Annotated in this window: 17 protein-coding genes; 7 read left to right on the forward strand and 10 right to left on the reverse strand. The window is 60.8% G+C overall.

The features are described from left to right. Window positions 1-88 precede the first annotated feature (88 nt). The 3 genes from EIY71_RS06580 (at window position 89) to yjiA (ending at window position 3,428) form a co-directional block, all read left to right on the forward strand. Window positions 89-2,155, forward strand: coding sequence for a carbon starvation CstA family protein (locus EIY71_RS06580; protein ID WP_007950983.1), 2,067 nt, complete (start codon window positions 89-91; stop codon window positions 2,153-2,155). 15 nt (window positions 2,156-2,170) lie between these two features. Beyond that, on the forward strand, window positions 2,171-2,368 hold the full coding sequence (locus EIY71_RS06585; protein ID WP_003228401.1) for a YbdD/YjiX family protein: 198 nt from the start codon (window positions 2,171-2,173) through the stop codon (window positions 2,366-2,368). Window positions 2,369-2,456: 88 nt separating this feature from the next. After that, on the forward strand, window positions 2,457-3,428 hold the full coding sequence (gene yjiA / locus EIY71_RS06590) for a GTPase (RefSeq protein ID WP_085747701.1): 972 nt from the start codon (window positions 2,457-2,459) through the stop codon (window positions 3,426-3,428). A 13-nt stretch (window positions 3,429-3,441) separates the two neighbouring features. Here the strand turns inward: yjiA and EIY71_RS06595 are convergent, their stop codons facing one another. The 5 genes from EIY71_RS06595 to EIY71_RS06615 all read right to left on the reverse strand — a co-directional run bounded on the left by EIY71_RS06595 (window position 3,442) and on the right by EIY71_RS06615 (window position 11,846). Beyond that, window positions 3,442-4,137, reverse strand: a complete 696-nt coding sequence (locus tag EIY71_RS06595) for a GntR family transcriptional regulator (RefSeq protein ID WP_129972804.1) — start codon at window positions 4,135-4,137, stop codon at window positions 3,442-3,444. Window positions 4,138-4,161: 24 nt separating this feature from the next. Beyond that, complete coding sequence (locus EIY71_RS06600) at window positions 4,162-4,866, reverse strand: FadR/GntR family transcriptional regulator (protein WP_134021031.1); 705 nt, start codon at window positions 4,864-4,866, stop codon at window positions 4,162-4,164. A 49-nt stretch (window positions 4,867-4,915) separates the two neighbouring features. Beyond that, entirely contained in the window at window positions 4,916-6,229 is a 1,314-nt protein-coding gene (locus EIY71_RS06605; protein ID WP_134021034.1) for a C4-dicarboxylate transporter DctA, read from the reverse strand. A 276-nt stretch (window positions 6,230-6,505) separates the two neighbouring features. Beyond that, window positions 6,506-7,759: a serine hydroxymethyltransferase gene (gene glyA / locus EIY71_RS06610; RefSeq protein ID WP_007950978.1), complete on the reverse strand. Its 1,254-nt coding sequence runs from the start codon at window positions 7,757-7,759 to the stop codon at window positions 6,506-6,508. A gap of 238 nt (window positions 7,760-7,997) precedes the next feature. Further along, the gene (locus EIY71_RS06615; protein WP_085747704.1) at window positions 7,998-11,846 is read right to left on the reverse strand and encodes a bifunctional diguanylate cyclase/phosphodiesterase; all 3,849 of its coding nucleotides are present in this window, start codon (window positions 11,844-11,846) and stop codon (window positions 7,998-8,000) included. A gap of 285 nt (window positions 11,847-12,131) precedes the next feature. Between EIY71_RS06615 and ettA the strand changes: the two genes are divergently transcribed. Both ettA and gdhA read left to right on the forward strand, forming a co-directional pair. Further along, entirely contained in the window at window positions 12,132-13,796 is a 1,665-nt protein-coding gene (ettA, locus tag EIY71_RS06620; RefSeq protein WP_007950976.1) for an energy-dependent translational throttle protein EttA, read from the forward strand. Between the two features lie 193 nt (window positions 13,797-13,989). After that, the gene (gdhA, locus tag EIY71_RS06625; protein ID WP_134021037.1) at window positions 13,990-15,327 is read left to right on the forward strand and encodes an NADP-specific glutamate dehydrogenase; all 1,338 of its coding nucleotides are present in this window, start codon (window positions 13,990-13,992) and stop codon (window positions 15,325-15,327) included. Window positions 15,328-15,337: 10 nt separating this feature from the next. On the opposite strand, the gene EIY71_RS06630 is transcribed toward gdhA, so the two are convergent. The 4 genes from EIY71_RS06630 to EIY71_RS06645 form a co-directional block, all read right to left on the reverse strand. Continuing rightward, window positions 15,338-15,832, reverse strand: a complete 495-nt coding sequence (locus EIY71_RS06630; RefSeq protein ID WP_134021039.1) for a GreA/GreB family elongation factor — start codon at window positions 15,830-15,832, stop codon at window positions 15,338-15,340. Window positions 15,833-15,902: 70 nt separating this feature from the next. Further along, window positions 15,903-16,259 (reverse strand): hypothetical protein, encoded by a 357-nt coding sequence (locus EIY71_RS06635; RefSeq protein WP_134021042.1) that lies wholly within the window; start codon window positions 16,257-16,259, stop codon window positions 15,903-15,905. A gap of 84 nt (window positions 16,260-16,343) precedes the next feature. Beyond that, window positions 16,344-18,197 (reverse strand): DUF4105 domain-containing protein, encoded by a 1,854-nt coding sequence (locus EIY71_RS06640; RefSeq protein ID WP_134021045.1) that lies wholly within the window; start codon window positions 18,195-18,197, stop codon window positions 16,344-16,346. A 92-nt stretch (window positions 18,198-18,289) separates the two neighbouring features. Beyond that, window positions 18,290-18,778 (reverse strand): DUF3015 domain-containing protein, encoded by a 489-nt coding sequence (locus EIY71_RS06645; protein WP_007950971.1) that lies wholly within the window; start codon window positions 18,776-18,778, stop codon window positions 18,290-18,292. Between the two features lie 301 nt (window positions 18,779-19,079). Between EIY71_RS06645 and EIY71_RS06650 the strand changes: the two genes are divergently transcribed. Together EIY71_RS06650 and EIY71_RS06655 are read left to right on the forward strand one after the other, a co-directional pair. After that, a complete protein-coding gene (locus tag EIY71_RS06650) occupies window positions 19,080-21,518 on the forward strand; it encodes a Lon protease family protein (RefSeq protein WP_085747708.1) in 2,439 nt (812 codons plus the stop codon). Window positions 21,519-21,759: 241 nt separating this feature from the next. After that, window positions 21,760-22,089, forward strand: coding sequence for a hypothetical protein (locus EIY71_RS06655; RefSeq protein ID WP_007950969.1), 330 nt, complete (start codon window positions 21,760-21,762; stop codon window positions 22,087-22,089). 21 nt (window positions 22,090-22,110) lie between these two features. On the opposite strand, the gene EIY71_RS06660 is transcribed toward EIY71_RS06655, so the two are convergent. Further along, the gene (locus tag EIY71_RS06660; RefSeq protein WP_102686321.1) at window positions 22,111-23,940 is read right to left on the reverse strand and encodes a hypothetical protein; all 1,830 of its coding nucleotides are present in this window, start codon (window positions 23,938-23,940) and stop codon (window positions 22,111-22,113) included. Window positions 23,941-24,080 lie beyond the last annotated feature (140 nt).

A 24,080-nucleotide genomic window follows, 5' to 3' on the forward strand; every position in this document is an offset into this window, starting at 1 on the left:
AGACCAATGTCGGGGTATGGCCTTTGCCGCCAACAGCGCTAAACTCGGGGTGGCTGTCTTTCTTGTCCACCCTGGCTGGAATAATAAAATGAAAAATAATAATAGCCTGCTACGCCACTTACCCTGGCTGCTGCTGGCAATCGTAGGAGCGTGCGCCCTTGGCGTAGTGGCATTGCGCCGAGGCGAGGCGATCAACGCCTTGTGGATTGTGGTCGCCGCCGTGGCCATTTATCTGGTTGCGTACCGTTACTACAGTCTGTTCATCGCTAACAATGTGATGCAACTCGATCCGCGTCGGGCCACCCCCGCCGTGCTCAACAACGACGGTCTGGACTACGTTCCAACCAACAAACACATTCTCTTCGGTCACCACTTCGCGGCCATCGCCGGCGCGGGGCCTCTGGTCGGCCCGGTACTGGCGGCGCAGATGGGCTACCTGCCCGGTACGCTGTGGCTGATCGCCGGCGTGGTGCTGGCGGGCGCGGTGCAGGACTTCATGGTTCTGTTCATGTCGACCCGTCGCAACGGCCGTTCGCTGGGCGACATGGTGCGTGAAGAAATGGGCCGTATCCCCGGCACCATCGCGCTGTTCGGCTGCTTCCTGATCATGATCATCATCCTCGCGGTGCTGGCGCTGATCGTGGTGAAAGCCCTGGCTGAAAGCCCGTGGGGCATCTTCACCGTGATGGCGACCATCCCGATCGCGATGTTCATGGGCATCTACATGCGCTACATCCGACCGGGCCGCATCGGCGAGATCTCGGTCGTCGGCGTGTTGCTGCTGCTCGGTTCGATCTGGCTGGGTGGGCAGATTGCCGCCGATCCGGTCTGGGCCAAGGCCTTCACCTTCACTGGCGTGCAGATTACCTGGATGCTGGTCGGTTACGGTTTCGTCGCCGCTTCGCTGCCGGTATGGCTGATTCTGGCGCCGCGTGACTATCTCTCCACCTTCCTCAAGATCGGTACCATCGTCGCCCTGGCGATCGGCATCCTGGTGACCATGCCCGAGCTGAAAATGCCGGCCCTGACCCAGTTCGTCGACGGCACCGGTCCGGTGTGGAAGGGCGGTCTGTTCCCGTTCCTGTTCATCACCATCGCTTGCGGTGCGGTATCGGGTTTCCACGCGCTGATCTCTTCCGGGACCACGCCGAAACTGCTGGATAACGAAACCAACGCCCGTTACATCGGTTACGGCGGCATGCTGATGGAATCGTTCGTGGCCATTATGGCCATGGTCGCTGCCTCGGTGATCGAGCCAGGCGTGTACTTCGCCATGAACAGCCCGGCCGCCGTGGTCGGCGGTGATGTGGTGTCCGTGGCAACTGCGGTCAGCAACTGGGGCTTTGCAATTACCCCGGAAGCCCTGCAAGCCGTGGCGCATGACATCGGCGAAACCACCATCCTGGCCCGTGCCGGTGGTGCGCCGACCCTGGCGGTCGGTATCGCGCAGATCCTGCACAGTGTGCTGCCGGGTGAAAACACCATGGCGTTCTGGTACCACTTCGCGATCCTGTTCGAAGCGCTGTTCATCCTGACCGCAGTCGATGCCGGCACCCGTGCCGGTCGCTTCATGCTGCAGGACCTGCTCGGCTCCTTCGTACCGGCGCTGAAACGCACCGAATCCTGGTCCGCCAACCTGATCGCCACCGCCGGTTGTGTCGCGATGTGGGGCTGGTTGCTGTATCAGGGCGTGGTCGATCCACTGGGCGGTATCAACACCTTGTGGCCGCTGTTCGGCATCTCCAACCAGATGCTTGCCGGTATCGCGCTGATGCTCGGCACCGTGGTCCTGATCAAGATGAAGCGCCAGCGCTACATCTGGGTCACCCTGCTGCCGGCCACCTGGCTGCTGATCTGCACCACGACCGCTGGCTTCATCAAGCTGTTCGACGCCAACCCGGCGATCGGCTTCCTGTCGCTGGCCAAGAAGTACAGCGATGCACTGGCCAACGGTCAGGTGCTGGCGCCGGCGAAAAGCGTCGAGCAGATGCAGCACGTGATCTTCAACGCCTACACCAACGCTACATTGACCGCGCTGTTCCTGTTCGTGGTATTCAGCATCCTGTTCTATGCGCTCAAGGTCGGCATCGCTGCCTGGGGCAAAAAAGAGCGTACGGACAAAGAATCGCCATTCCAGGCCCTGCCGGACGCGTAACCAGAGGATTGCAGCATGTTCAATGACCTGAGTCGCCTCGGTAAATACCTCGGTCAGGCCGCGCGCCTGATGGTCGGCATGCCCGACTACGACACCTACGTCGAGCATATGCAGACCAAACACCCGGACAAACCGGTGATGAGCTACGAGATGTTCTTTCGCGAACGTCAGGAAGCCCGTTACGGTGGCAAGGGTGGGCCGAAGTGCTGCTGAGCCGCTGATCGCGGTTCAGCAGAGATAGGTGGGAGCAGGTCTTTCGGCCTGCTCCCATTTTTATTTGTGCAATTGAAGGAGATCGAGTTTGTCTTCTCCCATCCCGGTCACGGTGCTCAGCGGTTTCCTCGGCGCCGGCAAGACCACCTTGCTGCGCCATCTGTTGAAAGCCGAGCACGGCCTGAAAATCGCCGTGATCGAAAACGAATTCAGCGACGCCGGCATCGACACCCAATTGCTGGGCGACGAGCCGGTGCAAGTCATGACCCTGGCCAACGGCTGCGTCTGCTGCACCATCCACACCGATTTGACCAAGGCCTTGTACCTGTTGCTCGAACGGCTGGACAGCGGCGAAATCGCCTTCGATCGGCTGGTCATCGAATGCACCGGCCTGGCCGACCCGGCTCCGGTGGCGCAGACTTTTTTCATCGACGAAGAACTGCGCGAACGTTATCTGCTCGACGGAATCATCACCCTCGTCGACGCCGCTCACGCCGAACTGCACCTGACCCAGACCATCGCCCAGGCGCAGATCGGTTTTGCCGACCGCTTGCTGGTGAGCAAAACCGATCTGGTGGACGAGGCCGCGTTCACCGCGCTCAGCGAACGCCTGACCCGCATCAACCGTCGTGCACCGATCCGCGTGGTCGAACACGGCAACATCGATCTGGCCGAATTGCTCGATGTGCGCGGTTTCAACCTGAATGCCGATCTCGGCGGCGGGGTGAGTCTGCGGCCGGTGAGCAAGGCGCCATCCATCGACCGGATTTCCAGTCTGGTGCTGCGTACCGATCAGCCGCTGGATATCGATCAGCTCAGCGAATTCATGAATGAACTGTTGGAAGAGCACGGCAAGCAATTGCTGCGCTACAAAGGTGTGTTGAACATTGCGGGTGAAGATCGGCGGCTGGTGTTCCAGGGCGTGCTGAAACTCTACGGCTTCGACTGGGATACCGAGTGGGCCGAGGGCGAGGCGCGGGAAAGCGTGATCGTGTTTATCGCCGACGATTTGCCGGAAGAGAAAATCCGGGCGGGTTTTGCCAGGGTGGCGGCGAACTGAGTCCGCCGCGCTTTCAGTGAGTGGAGCCGCTGAGAATCGTCTGCTCCAGGTGATCCAGATGACGGTTCATCAGCGACACCGCCTCGGCAGCGTCATCACGCTCGATCGCCTCGACGATCCGGGCGTGATCCTGCCAGCCGCAACAGCTGTGCGTGGTTTCTGTGCATCGCGCAATCGCCAGTGAGGTCAGCGGCACCAACGTGCCGAGAAAATGCGCCAACGGTGCATTCCGCGCCATTTTCGCTACCTGCAAATGAAACTCCCCGGACAAGCGAATCGCCGCCCCGCGCCGATCTTTATCCACAGCCTGACGCTCCCGTTCGATCAACGCTCGCAGGCGCTTCAGATCTTCAGCCTGCGCATGCTGACAAGCCAATCGCACCAGCGTGTTCTCGGCCAGACGCCGGGCGTGCAGGGCCTGACGTGTCTGCTCGGCATCCGGCGCAGCCACTCGTGGTCGATGGTTGGCCCGCAGTACGATGATCTGTTCGTGGGACAGTTGGGTCAGCACCCGACGCACATCGGCGCGGCTGACGCCGAACATCTGCTTGAGACTTTCTTCGGTGAAACGGCTGGCGGCATCGATGCGTTGCTCGAGGATAGCGTCGAACAGGCGCGGATACAGGTCGTCCACCGGCGCATGCAGGCGGGAGAAGGGCAGGGCCGTCGAGGTCGGGCGAGGGTGCGACGGCGTGGCAAGACTGTTCATGGCCGGTCTCCAGTGTGAGGCGTTTCAGTGGCTCAGGTTGTCATCCGGAATATTCAGCTCGATACCCATCCGCTGGCCTTCATGCAAAATGTGCCGGCGCATTTCGGCGCTGGCCTGGGCGCTGTTCTTGCTGCGGATCGCGCGCACCACGGCTTCGTTTTCCTCAAGGCGTTCGGCCAGGTGCTCCGGCGAATTGCGCAGCACTTCGGCGCTTTGCTTGAGGGCGTTGCTGGTCTGTTGCACCACGCTCTGGAAAATCGGGTTCGAGGTCAGGGTGAACAGCTCCTCGTGGAACGCGATGTAGGCGCTGACCCCGGCCTCGCTGTCACCCGCTTCGAGGGCTTCGCGCATGTCCATCAGGGTCAGGCGCAACTGCCCGACTTCCTTGCTGCTGATCGACTGCGCTACCAGACCGACAATGAACGGTTCGAGGGTGTAGCGCAGTTGCAGCACGTCTTCGAGGCTGGCGCCGGCCACTGCACTGTCGTGGCTTTGGCTGTCACTGGCCTGGGCGTCGAGCACCACCACGCCTTTGCCCGGCATCGAGCGCACCAGACCGAGGGTTTCCAGCACGATCACCGCTTCACGCAGGCTCGGGCGGCTGATGCCCAGTTGCTCGGCCAGCTCGCGCTGCCCCGGTAGCATCTCGCCGGAGCGCCACTGGCCACGGGCCAGCGCGGCCCGGAGTTTTTCCACCACTGAGTTGACGACGGTTGATGTAGTAATCACGTGTTCGCTCCATGAGCCGAGCCTGCATTGGCGCAGGCACGGCGCTCATTCAGAATTCTTTGGCCGCCGCTTGAGCGACCGTTTTTCTAGGCTGAAAGTTATAGCCCTGCTCGCCGTTGAGCACCTTGCTTGCCCGCTGCACGTCGATGTCCTTTTCCCAACGGGCGATGGCCACGGTGGCGACGCAGTTGCCGATCAGGTTGGTCAGCGCGCGACCGATACCCATGAACCAGTCCACCGCCAGCACCAGCACCAGACCGACCACCGGAATCGCCGGGATGGCCGTCAGCGTGGCCGCCAGGATCACCAGCGCCGAACCCGGAATGCCGTGGGCGCCTTTGGAGGTAATCAGCGACACCAGCAAAATAGTCAGCAGATCGGTCATGGCCAGCGGCGTACCGGTAGCGTTGGCAATGAATACGATGGCCAGGGTCAGGTAGATCGAAAAACCGTCGAGGTTGAACGAGTAACCGGTGGGAATCACCAGCCCGACGGTCGAGCTGCCGATGCCCAGATGTTCAAGCTTGCGCATGATCTGCGGCAGCACGGCGTCGGAGGAGGCGGTGCCCATGACGATCAGCAGTTCTTCGCGCAGGTACTTGAGCAGCGGCCACATGCGCAGACCGGAGGCACGCATCACCAGACCCAGAATCACGCTGACGAAAGCGATGCAGGTCAGGTAGAACAAACCGACCAGACTGCCCAGGTGTTGCAGCGAATCCAGGCCATATTTGCTGGTGGTGAAGGCGATGGCGCCGAACACGCCGATCGGTGCCAGACGCACGATCATGCCCATGATCCGGAAGATCACGTGGCTGAGCTCGTTGATCAGCCGCGAGATCCCGGAAGCCGCTTCGCCCACCAGATTCAACGCGCTGCCGAACAGCACCGAGAACAGCAGCACTTGCAGAATGTTGTTGTCGGCAAAGGCGCCGAGTACCGAGGTCGGGATCAGGTCCATCAGGAATTGGGTGGTGGTGTGCATGTGCTGGCCGCGTTCGGCGATGTCGCCCATGTCGGCGGCGGACAGCTGCTCCAGATGGATGTTGGCGCCGCTGCCGATCCCGGTGGTGAAGGCGAACACCAGACCGATCACCAGGGCGATGGTGGTCAGCACTTCGAAGTAGATCACCGACTTGAGGCCGATGCGCCCGACCTTCTTCAGGTCGCCGGCGCCGCTGATGCCGCTGACCACCACGCAGAACACGATCAGGCCGATGAGCATCTTGATCAGTTTGATGAAACCGTCGCCGAGCGGTTTGAGCTGGGCCGAGTATTCAGGAAGGGTCAGCCCGCAGACGATGCCGAGCACCAGTCCGAGAACCACTTGGAGGAAGATTGAACGCGAGCACCATCTGAGCATGGGAGGAATCCTGGTCGGTGTCCTGGCTGCCGTGCGCGGGGCGCATCAGATTCAGGACTTAATTATTGTGGTCTTACCGGTATGTCCAGTGCGGGTGCAGTCTAGGCGCTGTTTTTTACGGATCGCAAGTGAAAAATGACGAATTGGCATGACCGGTCTGACCAGTTGGGCGCGAGACCCCGACCTTGAGCCATTTAGCGTTCGAAACTTTTTTGCGGGCGAAAAAAAACCGGCCATCACTGGCCGGTTTTTCATGCTGCGGTTTTAACGTCGCAATTAAGCGCCGTATACCGGCAGTTTCTTGCAGATGGCTTTGACTTTCTCACGAACGGCGTCGATCACCGCTTCGTTGTTCAGGTCAGCCAGGATGTCGCAGATCCAGCCCGCCAGCTCTTTGCACTCTGCTTCCTTGAAGCCGCGAGTGGTCACAGCCGGAGTACCGAAGCGCAGACCGGAGGTGACGAACGGGGAGCGTGGGTCGTTTGGCACGGAGTTCTTGTTTACGGTGATGAACGCTTTGCCCAGAGCGGCGTCGGCGTCTTTACCGGAGATTTCCTGCTTGATCAGCGACAGCAGGAACAGGTGGTTTTCAGTACCGCCCGAAACCACGTCGAAACCGCGCTCGATGAACACGCCGGCCATGGCCTGGGCGTTTTTCACCACTTGTTGCTGGTAAGCCTTGAACTCCGGCTGCAGTGCTTCCTTGAAGCAGATCGCTTTGGCGGCGATCACGTGTTCCAGCGGGCCACCCTGGGCGCCCGGGAATACGGCGGAGTTCAGCTTCTTCTCGATGTCGGCGTTGGCTTTGGCCAGGATCAGGCCACCACGTGGACCGCGCAGGGTCTTGTGGGTGGTGGTGGTCACGACGTCAGCGAACGGAACCGGGTTCGGGTAGACGCCAGCGGCGACCAGACCGGCTACGTGAGCCATGTCGACGAACAGGTAGGCGCCAACCTTGTCGGCGATGGCGCGGAAGCGCGGGAAGTCGAGGATCTGCGAGTAGGCAGAGAAACCGGCCACGATCATTTTCGGCTTGTGTTCAACCGCCAGACGCTCGACTTCGTCGTAGTCGATCAGGCCGTTGGCGTCGATGCCGTACTGGATGGCGTTGTACAGCTTGCCGGAGGAGGAAACGCTGGCGCCGTGGGTCAGGTGACCGCCGTGAGCCAGGCTCATGCCCAGGATGGTGTCACCGGCCGACAGCAGGGCCAGGTAGACAGCGGCGTTGGCTTGGGAACCTGCGTGCGGCTGAACGTTGGCGTAGTCGGCGCCGAACAGTTCCTTGGCGCGGTCGATGGCCAGTTGCTCAACGACGTCGACGTACTCGCAACCACCGTAGTAGCGCTTGCCCGGGTAGCCTTCGGCGTACTTGTTGGTCAGTACCGAGCCTTGAGCTTCCATCACCGCTGGGCTGGTGTAGTTCTCCGAAGCGATCAGCTCGATGTGTTCTTCCTGGCGCTGGGCTTCTTGCTCCATGGCGGCAAAAAGATCGGCGTCGTACTTGGCAATAGTCAAATCACGGCTGAACATGGCGGTCCTCAAGGATCGGGGGCAGAAAAGGGGGGCATTCTAACCCATCGGGTTTTGGATGGCATATGAAACGACATCATGTCGCAGACAAGTGGCGTTCATGACCAGATATGTGGCGTCCGTGCCGGCCTTCGTTGACCAGCCGGTTCGCACAATAACCGAGGCCGCCCCGCGATTTTGTGATCGACATCAATCCCTGTGGAAGCGAGCTTGCTCGCGAAGATCACGCCGCTGGTCTTCAGTCGAACATGAACAGCGCATCATTGCTGAACTGCGCCTCGAACCGTCCCGCCGGCATCGGCCGCCCGAACAGATAACCCTGAACCTCGTCGCAACCATGCTCGCGCAGGAAGTCCAGTTGCTCATGGGTTTCCACGCCCTCGGCGATCACCGCCAGATTCAGGCTGTGGGCCATGGCGATGATTGCCCGGGCGATCTGCGCGTCCTGCTCGCCGGACGGCAGGCCGTCGACGAAAGTGCGGTCGATTTTCAGCACATCGATCGGGAATTGCTTGAGGTAGTTCAGCGACGAGTAACCGGTGCCGAAGTCGTCGACCGCGATGCTCAGGCCGAGGTTCTTCAGGCCGGCAAGGATCTGCATCGCCTCGCTGACTTCGCGCATCAGAATACTTTCGGTCAGCTCCAGCTCCAGGCACGCCGGCGGCAGGCCGGTTTCCTTGAGGATGGTGGCGATCCGCGTGCCGAGCTGGCCATCGGAGAACTGCCGGGCGGAAATGTTCACCGAGACCTTCGGCACGCGCACGCGACTCTGGTGCCAGGTCTTCAGCTGACGGCAGGCCTCGCTGATCACCCAGTCGCCGACGTCCACCACCAGCCCGAGTTCTTCGAGCACCGGGATGAAATCCCCCGGCGGCACCAGCCCGCGACGCGGATGACGCCAGCGCAGCAGGGCTTCGGCGCCGGTCAGGCGTTTGCCGTCGCCGCTGAACTGCGGCTGGTAATACAGCACGAATTCGTTCTGCTCCAGCGCGTGGCGCAGATCGCTTTCCAGCTCCAGACGCTCCAGCGCACTGGCGTTCATGTCGGCCTGATAGAACTGGAAGTTGTTCTTGCCGCGCTCCTTGGCGTGGTACATCGCGGTGTCGGCGTTCTTCATCAGCTGGCTGAGTTCGTTGCCGTCCTGCGGGCTCAGGGCGATGCCGATACTGGCGGTGACGAAGAACTCGCGGCCTTCGAGCACGAACGGTCGCACCAGACTGGCAAGGATCTGCTCGGCCACGTGGATCGCACGGTTCAGTGCCATTTCGCGGCTGGAGCGGTGTTGCAGCAACAGGGTGAATTCGTCGCCGCCCATCCGCGCCACGGTGTCGTCATCGTCGACGCAGGCCAGCAAGCGCGTGGCCATGTCCTTGAGCATGCGGTCGCCGGCGGCGTGACCGAGGGAGTCGTTGATCGGTTTGAATCGGTCGAGGTCGAGGAACATCAGCACCACCCACGACTTCTGCCGTTCGGCCGATTGCAGCGCGGTGTGCAGGCGATCCTGGAACAGCGTGCGGTTCGGCAGGTGAGTCAGGGCGTCGTAGTAGGCGAGGCGGTGAATCCGCTGCTCGCTGGCCTTGCGCTCGCTGATGTCACTGAAGAAGCACACGTAACTGGCCAGATCGCCCTCGTCATCGAGCACGGCGGTGATGCCGACCCATGCAGGGTAATGCTCGCCGTTGCGGCGCTTGAGCCAGACTTCACCTTCCCAGGTGCTGTGCTGATGCAACTGCTTGAGCACGTAGCGCAGGTGCGCGTCCTGCTGTTCGTCGACGGTCAGCATGTTCGGCAACTGGTCGAGCACTTCGCTCACCGCGTAGCCGCTGACCCGGCTGAACGCCTCGTTGGCCTGGACAATGTAACCGGCCGGGTCGGTGATCAGGATCGCCGAAGTCGAGTGCTCGAATACCGTGGCCGCCATGCGCAGGTCTTTCTCCGCACGGCGCTGCTGGCTAATATCGCGACCGACCCCGAGCACGCCTTCGAAGGCGCCATGTTCGTCCCACACCAGCACCAGACGCAGTTCGATCGGGATCTTGCGACCGTCGGCGCGCAGGCAGTCGAACAGGAACATCTGGGTCTGCACCTGGCTGCGCAAAATCACCAGTTGCTCGGGTTTGCCCAGAGCTTTGCTGACGCGATCCATCAGGTGATAGATGCCGCTCAGTTGCTGCGGGTTGGCGATGGTCGACTGCCAGCCGTTCTGGAAAATCCATTCGGCGTCATAACCCAGCACCGCTTGCACCGACGGGCTGACGTAGTTCAGCGAGAGCTTGCTGTCGGTGGAGAAGATTACGTCGCTGATGCTTTCGGCGAGCATCCGGTAGCGTTGTTCGCTGTCGCGCAACGATTCGCTGGCTTCGATCTGCTCGGTGATGTCCTTGGCCACGCCGATGATCCGCGTGACCTGATCGTGCTTGTCCCGGGCCAGCGCCTGTTCGCGAATGTCGAAGCGCCGCCACTTGCCGTCGCGATGACGGAAGCGCAGCTGACATTGCAACAACTGGCTGTAACCAGCGTGACGCTGCATCTGCCGCGAGCGATGGTAATAGTCGGCGTCTTCCGGGTGCAGGAGGATTTCCCAGAAGTACTCGCCCATCTGATGCAGTTCGGTGCGGTTGTAACCGAGGGTCTGGCCGAGGTGGTGGTTGCTGAAGATCATCCGCTGGCTGATCACGTCCTGCACATACAGGTGATCCGGCACGGTACGCACCACGTCCGACCAGAAACCTTCGCGCTCCAGCAGCGACAGTTCGATCAGCTTGCGGCTGGTGATGTCGTTGATGCTCAGGATCACGGCCTTGTAGTCGTGCTGTTCCTGCGGCAGGCGCAGCACCAGCCACAGGTGCTGGTCGCGGCCATTGATGTCCGGGAGTTTGATTTCCAGTTCCAGCTGCTTTTGCTGCTGGAGCACGGCGTCGAGCACCTGATTGCCGATGGCGCACTGACTGTGCGGCTGACCGTCGATCAACAGTTGCCAGGCGTGATCGCAGGAATTGACATTGAGCAGTTGCAGCGCGACCTGGTTGACCTCGGTGACCCGCAGTTCGTGGAGCAATTGCTGGCGCTGCGCCGGCTGGTCGAGCCAGGCCTTGAGCTGGTCGCTGGTCTGGATCTGGGCTTTCTCGAAAATCAGCTTGAGCCCCGAAAGATCCAGCACGCACAACGCCACGCCGGTGCCTTCGAAAATATCCTGATAACGCCGACGCCCTTCATGCACCTGACGCTGACGGCGGCGCATATTGAGCAGCGCGATGAACGGCAGCAGCGAGAGCGCCAGGCCCAACAGGCATTTGCCGATGAACGCCGGCAGCAGTTGTTCGAGCACATGTTGACGGTCGAACAGGCCACGCAGTTGCCAGTCGCTGCTGCTCAGCGGCACGGTCAGCACGCTGTTGGCCAGATCGTCCGGGGTCAGGACGCTGGTGCTGCCGATGGGCATCGCTTCGTCGCGGCTGATGATCTGATGGTTGATGCGATTTTCCACCAGCCACAGGGGACGGATACCGGTTTCGCCTTGTTTGGTCAGTGCTTTAAAGAAGGTGGGTGTCAGCCGCAGTGCCCAGTAACCGCGAGTGCTGCCACTGGCCTGATGCAACAGCAGATGCACCACCGAGCCGTCGTCGTCATTGCTGAAATAATGCGCCTGAGCGCGGCTGCGGCGTACCAGATCGCTGAGGTAATCGGCGTCTTGGCTGTCAGTCGCGCTGTCGCTGAGGATTTTTCCGGAGGGGCTGAGCAGGGCCAGGCTGCGCAGGTCGGGCAGCGACTTCTGAAGTTTGCGCAGCAGCGCCTGCTGTTCGTCGGCCGACTGCGGTTGTTCGACGATCGGTAGCAGGTTGAGGGCGATCTGCGCGTTCAACGCCATGTTCAGGCTGACCTGTGCGGCGAGGTCAGCGGTGTAGTCGATGGTGTACTGACGCTGGTTTTTCTGGGTTTCACGCAGTTGATCGAGCAGCTGCCAGAACAGCAGCGCCAGCAGCAAAAGCACCAGCGTCGCCAGCGCGCCTTTCAATGTTCCGCGCAGGGACGAGCCGGGCGCCGGTTGGGTGCTGCTCACAGAGGCTGGCGGAGTGACGTTGGACAAGCTGTAATCCTGCGGTCTGGCTGGACTGGCGCGACGTGCACTATAAGCCGGACGCCCAAGGGCGGCTAGCATGCCTTGAGTTGTGGCGAAGTGCCAGCCCCACTCGGCTGGACTGCCACCGGTCATTCAGGTAGCTTTGCCGGTTACGCGGGAGCGTTCCAGCTCCTAGACTCAGACTTTTTCAGCGCGCACGCATTGATGACCATCAAGTGAACGACGCGCATCGGTCTGGCCGGGCATCGCCTGCGCTCCAATCATTCATCTGTCACTGACCCAAGGTTCTCCATGGCTCAATACGTCTTCACCATGCATCGGCTGGGCAAAGTTGTTCCGCCGAAGCGGGAAATCCTGAAAAACATTTCGCTGTCTTTCTTCCCCGGCGCCAAGATCGGCGTACTCGGCCTCAACGGTTCGGGTAAATCCACGCTGCTGAAAATCATGGCCGGCGTCGACACCGAGTTCGAGGGCGAAGCGCGCCCGATGCCGGAACTGAACATCGGTTACCTGCCGCAAGAGCCGCAACTGGATCCGACCAAGACCGTGCGTGAAGTGGTCGAGGAAGCGGTCAGCGTGATCAAGGATGCGCAAGCGCGTCTGGACGAGGTCTACGCCGCTTACGCCGACCCGGATGCCGACTTCGACAAGCTGGCCGCCGAACAGGCCAAGCTCGAAGCGATCCTGCAGGCCAGCGACGGTCACAACCTGGAGCGCCAGCTGGAAGTCGCCGCCGATGCGCTGCGTCTGCCGGCCTGGGACGCCAAGGTCGAGCACCTGTCCGGTGGTGAAAAACGTCGTGTGGCCCTGTGTCGTCTGCTGCTGTCCGCCCCGGACATGCTGCTGCTCGACGAACCGACCAACCACCTGGACGCCGACTCCGTTGCGTGGCTCGAACACTTCCTGCACGACTTCCCGGGCACTGTGGTAGCGATCACGCACGACCGTTACTTCCTGGACAACGTCGCCGGCTGGATTCTGGAACTCGACCGCGGCGCGGGCATTCCTTACGAGGGCAACTACTCGGGTTGGCTGGAAGCCAAGTCCGATCGTCTGGCCCAGGAATCCAAGCAGCAATCGGCTCACGAAAAAGCCATGAAGGAAGAACTGGAGTGGGTGCGCAAAGGCGCCAAGGCCCGCCAGTCGAAATCCAAGGCACGTCTGCAACGCTTCGAAGAAATGCAGTCGCAGGAATTCCAGAAGCGTTCGGAAACCAACGAGATCTACATCCCGGCCGGTCCGCGCCTGGGCGACAAGGTCATCGAATTCAAGAACGTCACCAAGGGCTACGGCGATCGCGTGCTGATCGACAATCTGTCGTTCTCCATGCCGAAAGGCGCCATCGTCGGCGTGATCGGCGGTAACGGTGCCGGTAAGTCGACCCTGTTCCGCATGCTGATGGGCAAGGAAACCCCGGACTCCGGCAGCATCGAAATCGGCGAAACCGTACAACTGGCCTGCGTGGATCAGAGCCGCGAAGATCTGGACGGCAGCAAGACCGTGTTCCAGCAGATCTCCGACGGTTCCGACCAGATCCGCATCGGCAACTACGAGATCCCGTCGCGTACCTACGTCGGTCGCTTCAACTTCAAGGGCGGCGATCAGCAGAAGTTCGTCAAGGACCTGTCCGGTGGTGAGCGCGGTCGTCTGCACCTGGCGCTGACCCTGAAGGAGGGCGGCAACGTCCTGCTGCTCGACGAACCGTCCAACGACCTCGACGTTGAAACCCTGCGTTCCCTGGAAGAAGCCCTGCTGGACTTCCCGGGCGCCGCCATTGTGATCTCTCACGATCGGTGGTTCCTTGACCGCGTCGCAACTCACATCCTGGCGTACGAAGACGACTCGCAAGCGGTGTTCTTCGAAGGCAACTACACCGAGTACGAAGCCGATCGCAAAAAGCGCCTCGGCGAAGCAGCGGCCCAGCCACACCGGGTACGCCACAAGAAACTGGCCTGATTACGGGTTGGTTGCATGAAAAAGCGGAGCCTTCGGGCTCCGCTTTTTTTTGCCTGCAATGCAGACTGTTTTATACCTTGTGTACTATTTGTTTTCATAAATGCGACATTTTTGTCTGTTGCTGTGTACATGTCGTTTGTTACAGTCCGGCTCAATCGCTTCCAACGACAACAAATCTGCCGAGAATTTTCCCATGATCGAATCCGTCGAATCCTTCCTCGCCCGTCTGAAAAAACGCGATCCGGATCAACCCGAATTCCACCAGGCCGTCGAAGAAGTCCTGCGCAGCCTGTGGCCGTTTCTCGAAGCCAATCCGCACTATCTGACCTCGGGAATTCTGGAGCGCATCTGCGAGCCGGAGCGGGCGGTGGTGTTCCGGGTGTCGTGGGTCGACGATCAGGGCAAGGTCCAGGTCAATCGCGGTTTCCGCATCCAGATGAACAGCGCTATCGGCCCATACAAGGGCGGTTTGCGCTTCCATCCTTCGGTGAACATGGGCGTGCTGAAATTCCTCGCCTTCGAACAGACCTTCAAGAACTCCCTCACCTCATTGCCCATGGGCGGCGGCAAGGGTGGCTCGGACTTCGATCCGAAGGGCAAGAGCGACGCCGAAGTCATGCGTTTCTGCCAGGCATTCATGAGCGAACTGTACCGGCACATCGGTGCCGACGTGGACGTGCCGGCCGGTGATATCGGTGTCGGCGCCCGGGAAATCGGTTTCCTGTTCGGCCAGTACAAGCGCCTGAGCAACCAGTTCACCAGCGTGCTGACCGGCAAGGGCATGACCTACGGCGGCAGCCTGATTCGTCCGGAAGCCACTGGTTTCGGTTGCGTGTATTTCGCTGAAGAAATGCTCAAGCGCCGCGAGCAGACCGTCGAAGGCAAGCGTGTGGCGATCTCCGGTTCCGGCAACGTCGCGCAATACGCAGCCCGCAAGGTGATGGACCTGGGCGGCAAAGTGATTTCCCTGTCCGACTCCGAAGGCACGCTGTATTGCGAGGCGGGCCTGAGCGAAGAACAGTGGCTGGCGCTGCTGGAACTTAAGAACGTCAAGCGCGGGCGGATCAGCGAATTGGCGGCAGCATTCGGCCTGGAATTCCGCGCCGGTCAATTGCCATGGTCGTTGCCGTGCGACATCGCGCTGCCATGCGCGACCCAGAACGAGCTCGACGCCGAATCCGCCCGCACCTTGCTGCGCAACGGCTGCTTCTGTGTGGCCGAAGGCGCGAACATGCCGACCACCCTCGAGGCTGTGGATATCTTTATCGAGGCCGGTATTCTGTTTGCGCCGGGCAAGGCCTCGAATGCGGGTGGCGTAGCGGTCAGTGGGCTGGAGATGTCGCAGAACGCCATGCGCCTGCTGTGGACCGGGGGCGAAGTGGACAGCAAGTTGCACGGGATCATGCAGTCGATCCACCACGCCTGTGTGCACTACGGCGAGGAAAACGGCCGGATCAACTACGTCAAAGGCGCGAACATCGCCGGCTTCGTCAAAGTCGCCGACGCGATGCTCGCCCAAGGCGTGGTTTAAGCAACCGGGTTCAAGAGCGCTCGATGCGGATCACTTCGATCAGTTGATCGCCTGCCGGGCGCTGCCACAGCACTTCATCGTTGAGCCGCGCGCCAAGCAGCGCACGGCCCAGCGGTGAGGCCCAGTTGATCAGGCCGTTGGCCGCATCGGCCTGGTCTTCACCGACCAGTTGCACCCGGTGCTCGGTGTCGTGTTCGTCGGCGTAGGTCACCCAGCTGCCGATCTGCACCTTGTCGGTAGATGTCGGGGTCGGTGCGACCTGAGCGCTGCCGACCCGTTGATTGAAATATCGCAAATCCCGTTCGAGATCGGCCAGCCGCTGTTTGTCAGCCTGTTCGCCCTTGGCCGACTGCTCGGCGTGCAGGCTTTGCAGCTCGGCGACTTTTGCCTGCAATTGGGCAAGCCCTTGCGGCGTGACGTAATTGGGCTGTGTGCTGACCTGCCGTTCGACCGGCTGATCGGCTTGCGCAGCGGCATTGTCTTCGTTGACGAAAGCGCGACTCATGGTGGGCTCCTGTTATAGCCGTTGGGCCATGGTCGCAGGCAAAAGGTTTCGCTGGATGTCTGGAAGCGACCTACGGCGAACGATAAGCCCGCGCGGCGCCCTGATCCTTCTCCTGCTGCCAGGCGCGCTCGCGTTCGTCCCAGTGCTCGTTGCGATACTGTTCGCGGTCCTTGTTTTCCAGCATCGCCTGACACTGGCGGAAGCCGTCGCTCCAGCCTTCGGCGTATTGCTTGTCCTTGAGATAACGCGGCACGTTCTTGCGAAACTCGCCGCTGATCGAGCCGGCCGCCTGACGACCGCTGATGCAACCGTCATCGAAACCGTCGGCGAACGCCGGTGGATAACCCTTGGCAATCAGATCTTCGTGGGTGCTCTGACAGCCACCCAGCAACAGCAACACGCCCGCAAAACACACACACCGCCACATCACACTCTCCCGGGCCGTCAAACGGCTGATAAGGAAAGTCTAGAAGCGGATTCGTCGATGGGTCGTGAAAGAAAGATCAAAACCTCAGTAGTGATACCACTTCACTTCCAGCATCACTTCGGTCTCCGGCGTGGCCAGATGGCTGAACTCACGCTGGGCGCTCAGGCGCAGGCCGAGGTTGCGCGACAATTCCCACTGCTGATTCAGGCTCAGGCTACGGCGCACTTCACCGTTGAAGAAGTAATCGCCTTTGGCCTCCAGGCTGAGATTGCCCAACGGGTTTTTCCACAGTACGCCGGTATTGAAACCGCCTGCGGGGGAAACGAACTCGGCGAAATCATTATTGTGTTCAACGCGCACCGTGCCGAGGGCAAAACCCAGCACATCGTCACCCAACGCCCAGGTTCCGCCGCCGCCACCGTTGACGTGGCTGACCAGCGTCTCGTCATCGTGCTTGCCCGGAACCCGTTCAAGACCACCGGTGACTTGCCACGACAACGGCTGCAACAGCGCGTTGCGCGGCGTCAGCGAGCGGATGCTCGCCAGATCCAGTTGCTGGAATTGCCAGTGATTACCTTCGTACTGGCGCAGCTTCATCTGCAGGATTTCGATCTGCGCACCGAGGGGGAAACTCTCGGCGTTGTCGTTGAGGTCGTGATAGGCCATGCGCAAGCCGTACTCGCCGAACGCGCGGTCACCCCGAGTGCCGAGACCGGCCTGCCAGGTGCGCGATTCATGGCCGTCCTCGGGCAGGCCCGGTTGGGGAATTTGCAGCTCCGGCGCCGGGTTCTTGTTGATCGCTCGCAGCAATTCGAAACTGCGTTGCGCTCGCTGTGGATCACGCTCCTGGCCGTTGGCGCGGTAGCGCTCCAGCCGATACGCCGCGTCAACAATCAGCGCCTGGCGATCCCGGGGCAGGGCCTGGAAGGCTGGATCCTGCAATTGCTGCTGGTCGGCGCTGACTTTCAGCACCCAGTCCTGTTCTTCGCCGCTCAGGGGCTCGGCACGGCTGAGCAGTTCGCGCTCGCGGGACGGACGATATTCGATGTGCTCGACCAGCCCGGCTTCCTTCACCGCTTTGACGGTGTCGGTGGGGATCGCCGTCAGCGGGAATTGCTCGGTCAGGCGCAGGCTCGGGCGCGCCACCTGCAACAGTTCCAGCAGGCGATAGGAGCAGTTTTCATCGAAGAAGAAGTAATCGAACTGGATCTGCTTCAGCTCCCACACATGCTCGACCATTCGCGCGGTTTCGGCTTGCGTCAGATTGAGCCGGTATTCCCACAGATCGCGGTTTTCCAGGCTGCGGTATTCCGAGAGTTTTTCCTGATAGGGCACCAGCGCGAACAGCCCCGGATACCCGCCCATCAGGCCTTTCCAGGCGTACAGGATGCTGTTGTCCGAACCTTCGATGTAGGCGCCGAAGTTGATCGCGTAGCTGAGCAGAGAAGTCTTGTCGCTTTGCACGTCAGCCTGGTCGATGCGCAGCAGGGTGTGGCCGAACATCGACGACGGGCTGTTGAGGTAGGCCGCCGGGAAAATCATCACCGCGCTGTGGGGCGAGACGTCCTTGAACCACTTCTTGAATTCGGCGCAGTCCGGCGTCGGCAAGCCGGTCAGGTTGAGTTGATCTTTCAACCAGCGGGTGCGTGCCGGGTAAACGCACTGGGCGTGTTGCTCACCGAGACTGGCCGGGGCGTACAGCGCTTGCACGGTGGCGGCCAGTTCGTGGTCGGGGTGGTCGTTGCCATCGGGGGCAAGAAAGAATTTTTTGTCGCTGACATAGCTGCGCCAGCCACCGAGCTTGGCGGTTTCGTAATGACCGAGGGAAATCCAGAAGCGGTCGTTGGCCAGTTGCTGCAAACGTTGAGGGTCGATGTGAGGCGCGGCGGACAGCGGGGCGCAGACACACAGCGCCAACCAGGCAAGGCGTTTGAGCATAAATGGCAACTTAAGTCGAAAGAAACAAAGACCCAAGGAGGGCGGGCCGAAAAAATAAAACCCGCTTCCCGAAAGAAGCGGGTGGGTCGAGCTTAAGCCTGAGTCGCGTACTTGGCCAGACGTGGGTCTGCCTTCAGAACGGCCAGGGTGTTGGTATGCACGTCTTCAGCGGTCACGTCAGCCTTGCTGAAGATCTGCTGGAAGTGCTCGTGAGTGACGGCGGCGAAGTGCGCACGGTCTTCCGGCGCCACGCCCAGTACCACGGCATAGGTCGTCAGCGCTTCGCCGTTGCCTTTTGCCATGTCTTCGGACAGCTCGTTCATCATGCCATTCATGGCAAACCAGGATTTGCCGCCATAGGTCAGCGAAGCGTTGGTGGAGCAACCGTTGGTGCCGGACGTCATGCCGAACGTGGCGTTGCCGGAGGTGCCGTTGGTGGTGGATGCCAGGAAGTGAGCCGGAGTGCCACGCTGACCTTCGAACAGCATGTTGCCCCAACCGCAATCCGGGCCGCCTGGAGCTTGCGCCATTGCGTTGATGGATACAGCGGTGAAGAGAGTACCGAGAAGAATCCGTTTCATAGCTTTGTTCTCTTTATGTGCATACCAATGGACAGGGTTCTGGCCCCCCAAGCTCTGTACGAAACAGATCAAAACGAAGCCAGTGGGCCGGTATTAGTTCCAGCCGCGCAGTTTGGAGTTTAGGCACGTTCCCGGGGTTCCGTGATTTTTTACAAAAGATTTGGTGATAACCCCGGTTTCACTGGGGCTGGGTCATGGTTGGCCGGTTGTCTATGCTTTGTCGTGTGGCGCGCCTTGCCAGTGGGGCTCGGGCAGCGCCAGAATGCCGCTATCTGCCCCGCCTGATTGTTAAGGAAGCCCGATGCCTGATCCTGTTGCTGCCAGCTTGCGTCTAGCGCCCGAAGCGCTGACCCGTCCGTTTTCCGCTGAACAGTTCAGCTTCACTACCACCAATGATCTGGAGCCCTTTCGCGGTGTGCTCGGCCAGGAACGTGCGGTCGAAGCCTTGCAGTTCGGTGTGGCCATGCCACGCCCCGGTTACAACGTGTTCGTCATGGGCGAGCCCGGCACCGGCCGTTTCTCGTTCGTCAAACGCTACCTGAAGGCCGAAGGCAAACGCCTGCAGACCCCGGCGGACTGGGTCTACGTCAACAATTTCGATGAGCCGCGCGAGCCCCGCGCCCTGGAATTGCCGTCGGGCAGCGCGGGTGCCTTCATCGGCGATATCAACGGCCTGATCGATAACCTGCTGGCGACCTTTCCTGCGGTGTTCGAACACCCGTCCTACCAGCAGAAGAAGAGCGCCATCGACCGCGCCTTCAACCAGCGCTACGACAAGGCGCTGGACGTCATCGAACGTCTGGCCCTGGAAAAAGACGTCGCCCTGTACCGCGACAGCAGCAACATCGCCTTCACCCCGATGCTTGAAGGCAAGGCGCTGGACGAAGCCGAATTCGCCCAGTTGCCGGAAGCCGAGCGCGAACGCTTTCACGACGATATTTCCGGCCTCGAAGAACGCCTGAACGAAGAACTCGCCAGCCTGCCGCAGTGGAAGCGCGAGTCGAGCAACCAACTGCGTCAGCTCAACGAAGAAACCATCACCCTGGCCTTGCAGCCCTTGCTCGCACCGCTGTCGGAGAAGTACGCGGAAAACGCTGCCGTCTGCGGTTACCTGCAAGCGATGCAGGTCTATCTGCTGAAAACCGTGGTCGAGCAACTGGTCGATGACAGCAAGACCGACGCCGTCGCCCGCAAGCTGCTGGAAGAGCAATACGCCCCGAGTCTGGTGGTTGGTCATCCAGCCAGCGGCGGTGCGCCGGTGGTGTTCGAGCCGCATCCGACCTACGAAAACCTGTTCGGCCGTATCGAGTACACCACCGATCAGGGCGCGCTCTACACCACCTATCGCCAGTTGCGTCCGGGTGCACTGCACCGCGCCAACGGCGGTTTCCTGATTCTTGAAGCGGAAAAAATGCTCGGCGAGCCATTCGTATGGGATGCGCTGAAGCGCGCCCTGCAATCGCGCAAGCTGAAGATGGAATCGCCGCTGGGCGAGATGGGCCGTTTCGCCACCGTGACGCTCAACCCGCAGCACATTCCGTTGCAGGTCAAAGTGATCATCATCGGCGCCCGTCAGCTGTATTACACGTTGCAGGACCTCGATCCGGACTTCCAGGAGATGTTCCGCGTTCTGGTGGACTTCGACGAAGACATCCCGATGGTCGACGAAAGCCTGGAGCAGTTCGCCCAGTTGCTGAAAACCCGTACTTCGGAAGAAGGCATGGCGCCGCTGACCGCCGACGCGGTGGCGCGTCTGGCGACTTACAGTGCGCGTCTGGCCGAACACCAGGGGCGTTTGTCGGCGCGGATCGGCGATCTGTTCCAGCTGGTCAGCGAGGCGGATTTCATCCGGCATCTGGCCAATGATGAAATGACCGACGCCGGCCACATCGAGCGTGCCCTGAAGGCCAAGGCTACTCGTACCGGTCGGGTGTCGGCGCGGATTCTCGATGACATGCTGGCGGGGATCATTCTGATCGACACCGACGGCGCCGCAGTCGGCAAGTGCAACGGGCTGACCGTGCTCGAAGTCGGCGACTCGGCGTTTGGTGTGCCGGCGCGGATTTCCGCCACGGTGTACCCGGGCGGCAGCGGCATCGTCGACATCGAGCGCGAGGTCAACCTTGGCCAGCCGATTCACTCCAAGGGCGTGATGATCCTCACCGGGTATCTGGGCAGCCGTTACGCCCAGGAATTCCCGCTGGCGATTTCCGCGAGCATCGCGCTCGAGCAATCCTACGGCTACGTCGATGGCGACAGTGCGTCGCTGGGCGAGGCGTGCACGCTGATTTCGGCGTTGTCGAAAACCCCGCTCAAGCAGTGCTTCGCGATCACCGGCTCGATCAACCAGTTCGGTGAAGTGCAGGCGGTGGGCGGGGTCAACGAGAAGATCGAAGGCTTCTTCCGTCTCTGCGAAGCACGCGGGCTGACGGGCGAACAGGGCGCGATCATTCCGCAGGCCAACGTCGCCACCTTGATGCTCGATGAGAAAGTACTGGCGGCGGTGCGTGCCGGGCAGTTCCACGTTTACGCGGTGCGTCAGGCCGACGAAGCGTTGAGCCTGCTGGTGGGCGAGCCGGCCGGTGAGCCGAACGAAGAGGGCGAATTCCCGGAAGGCAGCGTCAACGCGCGGGTAGTGGAGCGCCTGCGGGTGATTGCCGAGATGATCAGCGAAGAGGATCTGAAAGAGGCCGAGAAGGAACTGGCGCAGGAGGCGCTGGCGGAGGCCAAGCCGGCCTGAGTCAGCGGCAGTCAAAAAACGGGAGCCTTGGCTCCCGTTTTTGTTTTGTCGCGAACGTCGGCAAAAGTGCCATCACTCTGGCGTCAATATTCACACAATGACCATTCGGCGCCTTCTGGTTCTGTGCGGCTTGCGCGCCGGACTTTTCTTCTATTCTCTGCTCAAGGACATCGACAGTATCACTGGATCGAAACAGCTCTTCAGCAAGGGCTGAACACCGGCTTTACCGAGGGTCGCCGCCATGTCGCGCAACCTCTGTCTTACCCGTCAATGCCTGGGTCTCGTGACCCGTATCGAATGCGCCATCAAGCCGTTGGCCGGCGATAACGGCATGTGGACGTTGCTCTTCGCCGCCGGCATGGCCGGTGAACAACCTTCCGCCATCAAGGCCCAGGGCCCGTTTCACGGGCCGATCGCCGCCGAGTCGATTCTCGACACCATCGTTGAAAGCCTGACGATGCATGGCTATGAGCTGGCCAATGATCCACAGATCTGGTCGTTGCATCTGCAGGCGCAGTTGCGGCAGATCAACGGTGGACGCGGACGCAGCATCGGCACTTTCGATCACTAGAGTGCCGATCATCAGTGTCGATCAGGGTGCAGCGCCCTGGGTCTGCGCTTTGTCGAGTTTGACCTCAAAGCCGTATTGCACGGTGGCGAGGTCGGTTCGCTGGTAGGTTTCCACGCGCGTCGGACGGCCGTAGAAATAATGCACGCCGAATAACGCCGGCCCTTCGGCGCTCGCGTCGTGGCTGACCGACAGAATCTGCTTCAGGTAATGACCGCTGTCGTCCTTGACGAAGAATCGCCATTCGTTGGCCGGGTATCGCTTCAAATCCACCACCAACGCGTTGTTCCTGATTTCCAGACCCTTGGGCAGGGCCTTGGCTTCATAAACCTGTTTGTCCACCGTGGCCAGGAACAAGGGCATCGAGCCGACGGCAATCGCCGGGGTTTCCGGGAACAGGTTCAGGTCGTAGGTGATGGTCGCCTGTAGTGGATCGACCTGATACGCCTCGGGCGGCAGTTCGATCGGCTCGTCGAGTTTGCCGTTGTGCTTTTCCGTGAAGAACGTCACCGGGCTTTCGCCGGGGCTGAAGTCGTCGCCGAGCATTTCATCGTTGAAGGTTTTGCGGTGGTCGAATTCGATGCGCGCGGCGCTCGGCTCTTCAACCGACTGGCGGATATGAACGCCGCTTTTCAGCTGTTCTTCAGTCAGGGACGCGCCTTTGAGCCATTCGGGCGCCTGATCGTCGTAGACAGTGATCGGCAGGTCGAGCGGCTGAACGGTTTTTTCCGTGGTGTGCGGATCGAATTCGCGCACGGGCAGATCCAGAGCTTTGCGGGTGACGGTCGCTTCGGAAAAATCCAGCAGGCTGACTTCGAGGCTGTCGATCGGGCCGTTGAAGTACACCTTGTTGTAGTGGCGCGGATGCTGCTGTTCAAAGGCCTGTTGTTCATCGTCCAGCTTCTTTTCGAGCGTCTCGCTCCAGGCTTTTTGCTGTTGCAGGTACGCCAGCTGTTTTTGATAGAACGCCACCTGCTCGGGATTTTCGTTGATGGCGCCGGCACGCACCAGATACTGGCCCGTCGAGTCGCGGGCCTGGACGATCAACGGATTGAGTCGGATGTTGGCGACTTCCGGGGCGAGCGGCAGCTGGTTGCTGAACTCGAGTTCGGCGTAGTGCGTGTCCAGTTTCAGCAGGGTTACGCTGAGATTGCCGTCGGAGCGGGTCTGGCCGACGTCCTTTTTATCCAGATTGAAACTGTGCAGGCGTTTCGGGGCGATGACTTCCACCTGGCCTTGCAGGCTGACCGGACGCGGCAGGTTCTTCTTGTCGACATTCAGCCCTTCGATGAACGGGTAGGTGACGGTCAGGTCATCGGGGTTGGTGACGTTGGAGCTGGACGGACTCAACTGAATGCCCGGATCGGTTTCCGACCATTCCGGCTGATAGGCGATCACCCGTTTGTTGCTCAGGGTGACCGAGTGCCACTCCACGCCATGGGGGAACAGAAAGCCGCCGGGGATGTTGAGCACGAAGGGGAACACCGGTTGCAGATCGGTGAGGTAATCGGAGCTGGAATCCTTGTGCAGCACGAACAGGCCATTGATGAACGTGTCGACCAGCGCCTGGGGTGTCGGGTAATGCCGGAGTACGCCGAGGGCGTCTTCGCCGTATTCGGTGCGGGGCGGTTTGTTGTCGAGCTTCTGTTGCGCGCGTTCGAGCAACAACAGCGAGCCGCCGAGTTCGGTTACGGCGTCCTTGAGTTTGGGGTCGGTGATGGCGTCCAGCGACTGCTCGAACTGCGCAGTCTTTTCTTCGAGACTGACGGCGGGTTTTTCATCGCCGGGCGAACAACCGCCAAGCAACAGGGCGAAACAAATTCCGGCAGTCGATATCGGCAATCGCACATCCATTTCCAGTCTTCCTGTGCACTGTCGCTGGGCTGTCAATGGTTTGGACACTAGCAGAAAAACTTTGACACACACACGCAGGTGGCGGATTTCCGGGCGGTTTCTGGCTGTCATGGGCGGCTGGTATACTCGCCGCCGATTTC

The sequence above is a fragment of the Pseudomonas sp. CH235 genome, from assembly GCF_004368175.1.
GTDB classification, from domain to species: domain Bacteria; phylum Pseudomonadota; class Gammaproteobacteria; order Pseudomonadales; family Pseudomonadaceae; genus Aquipseudomonas; species Aquipseudomonas paraglycinae.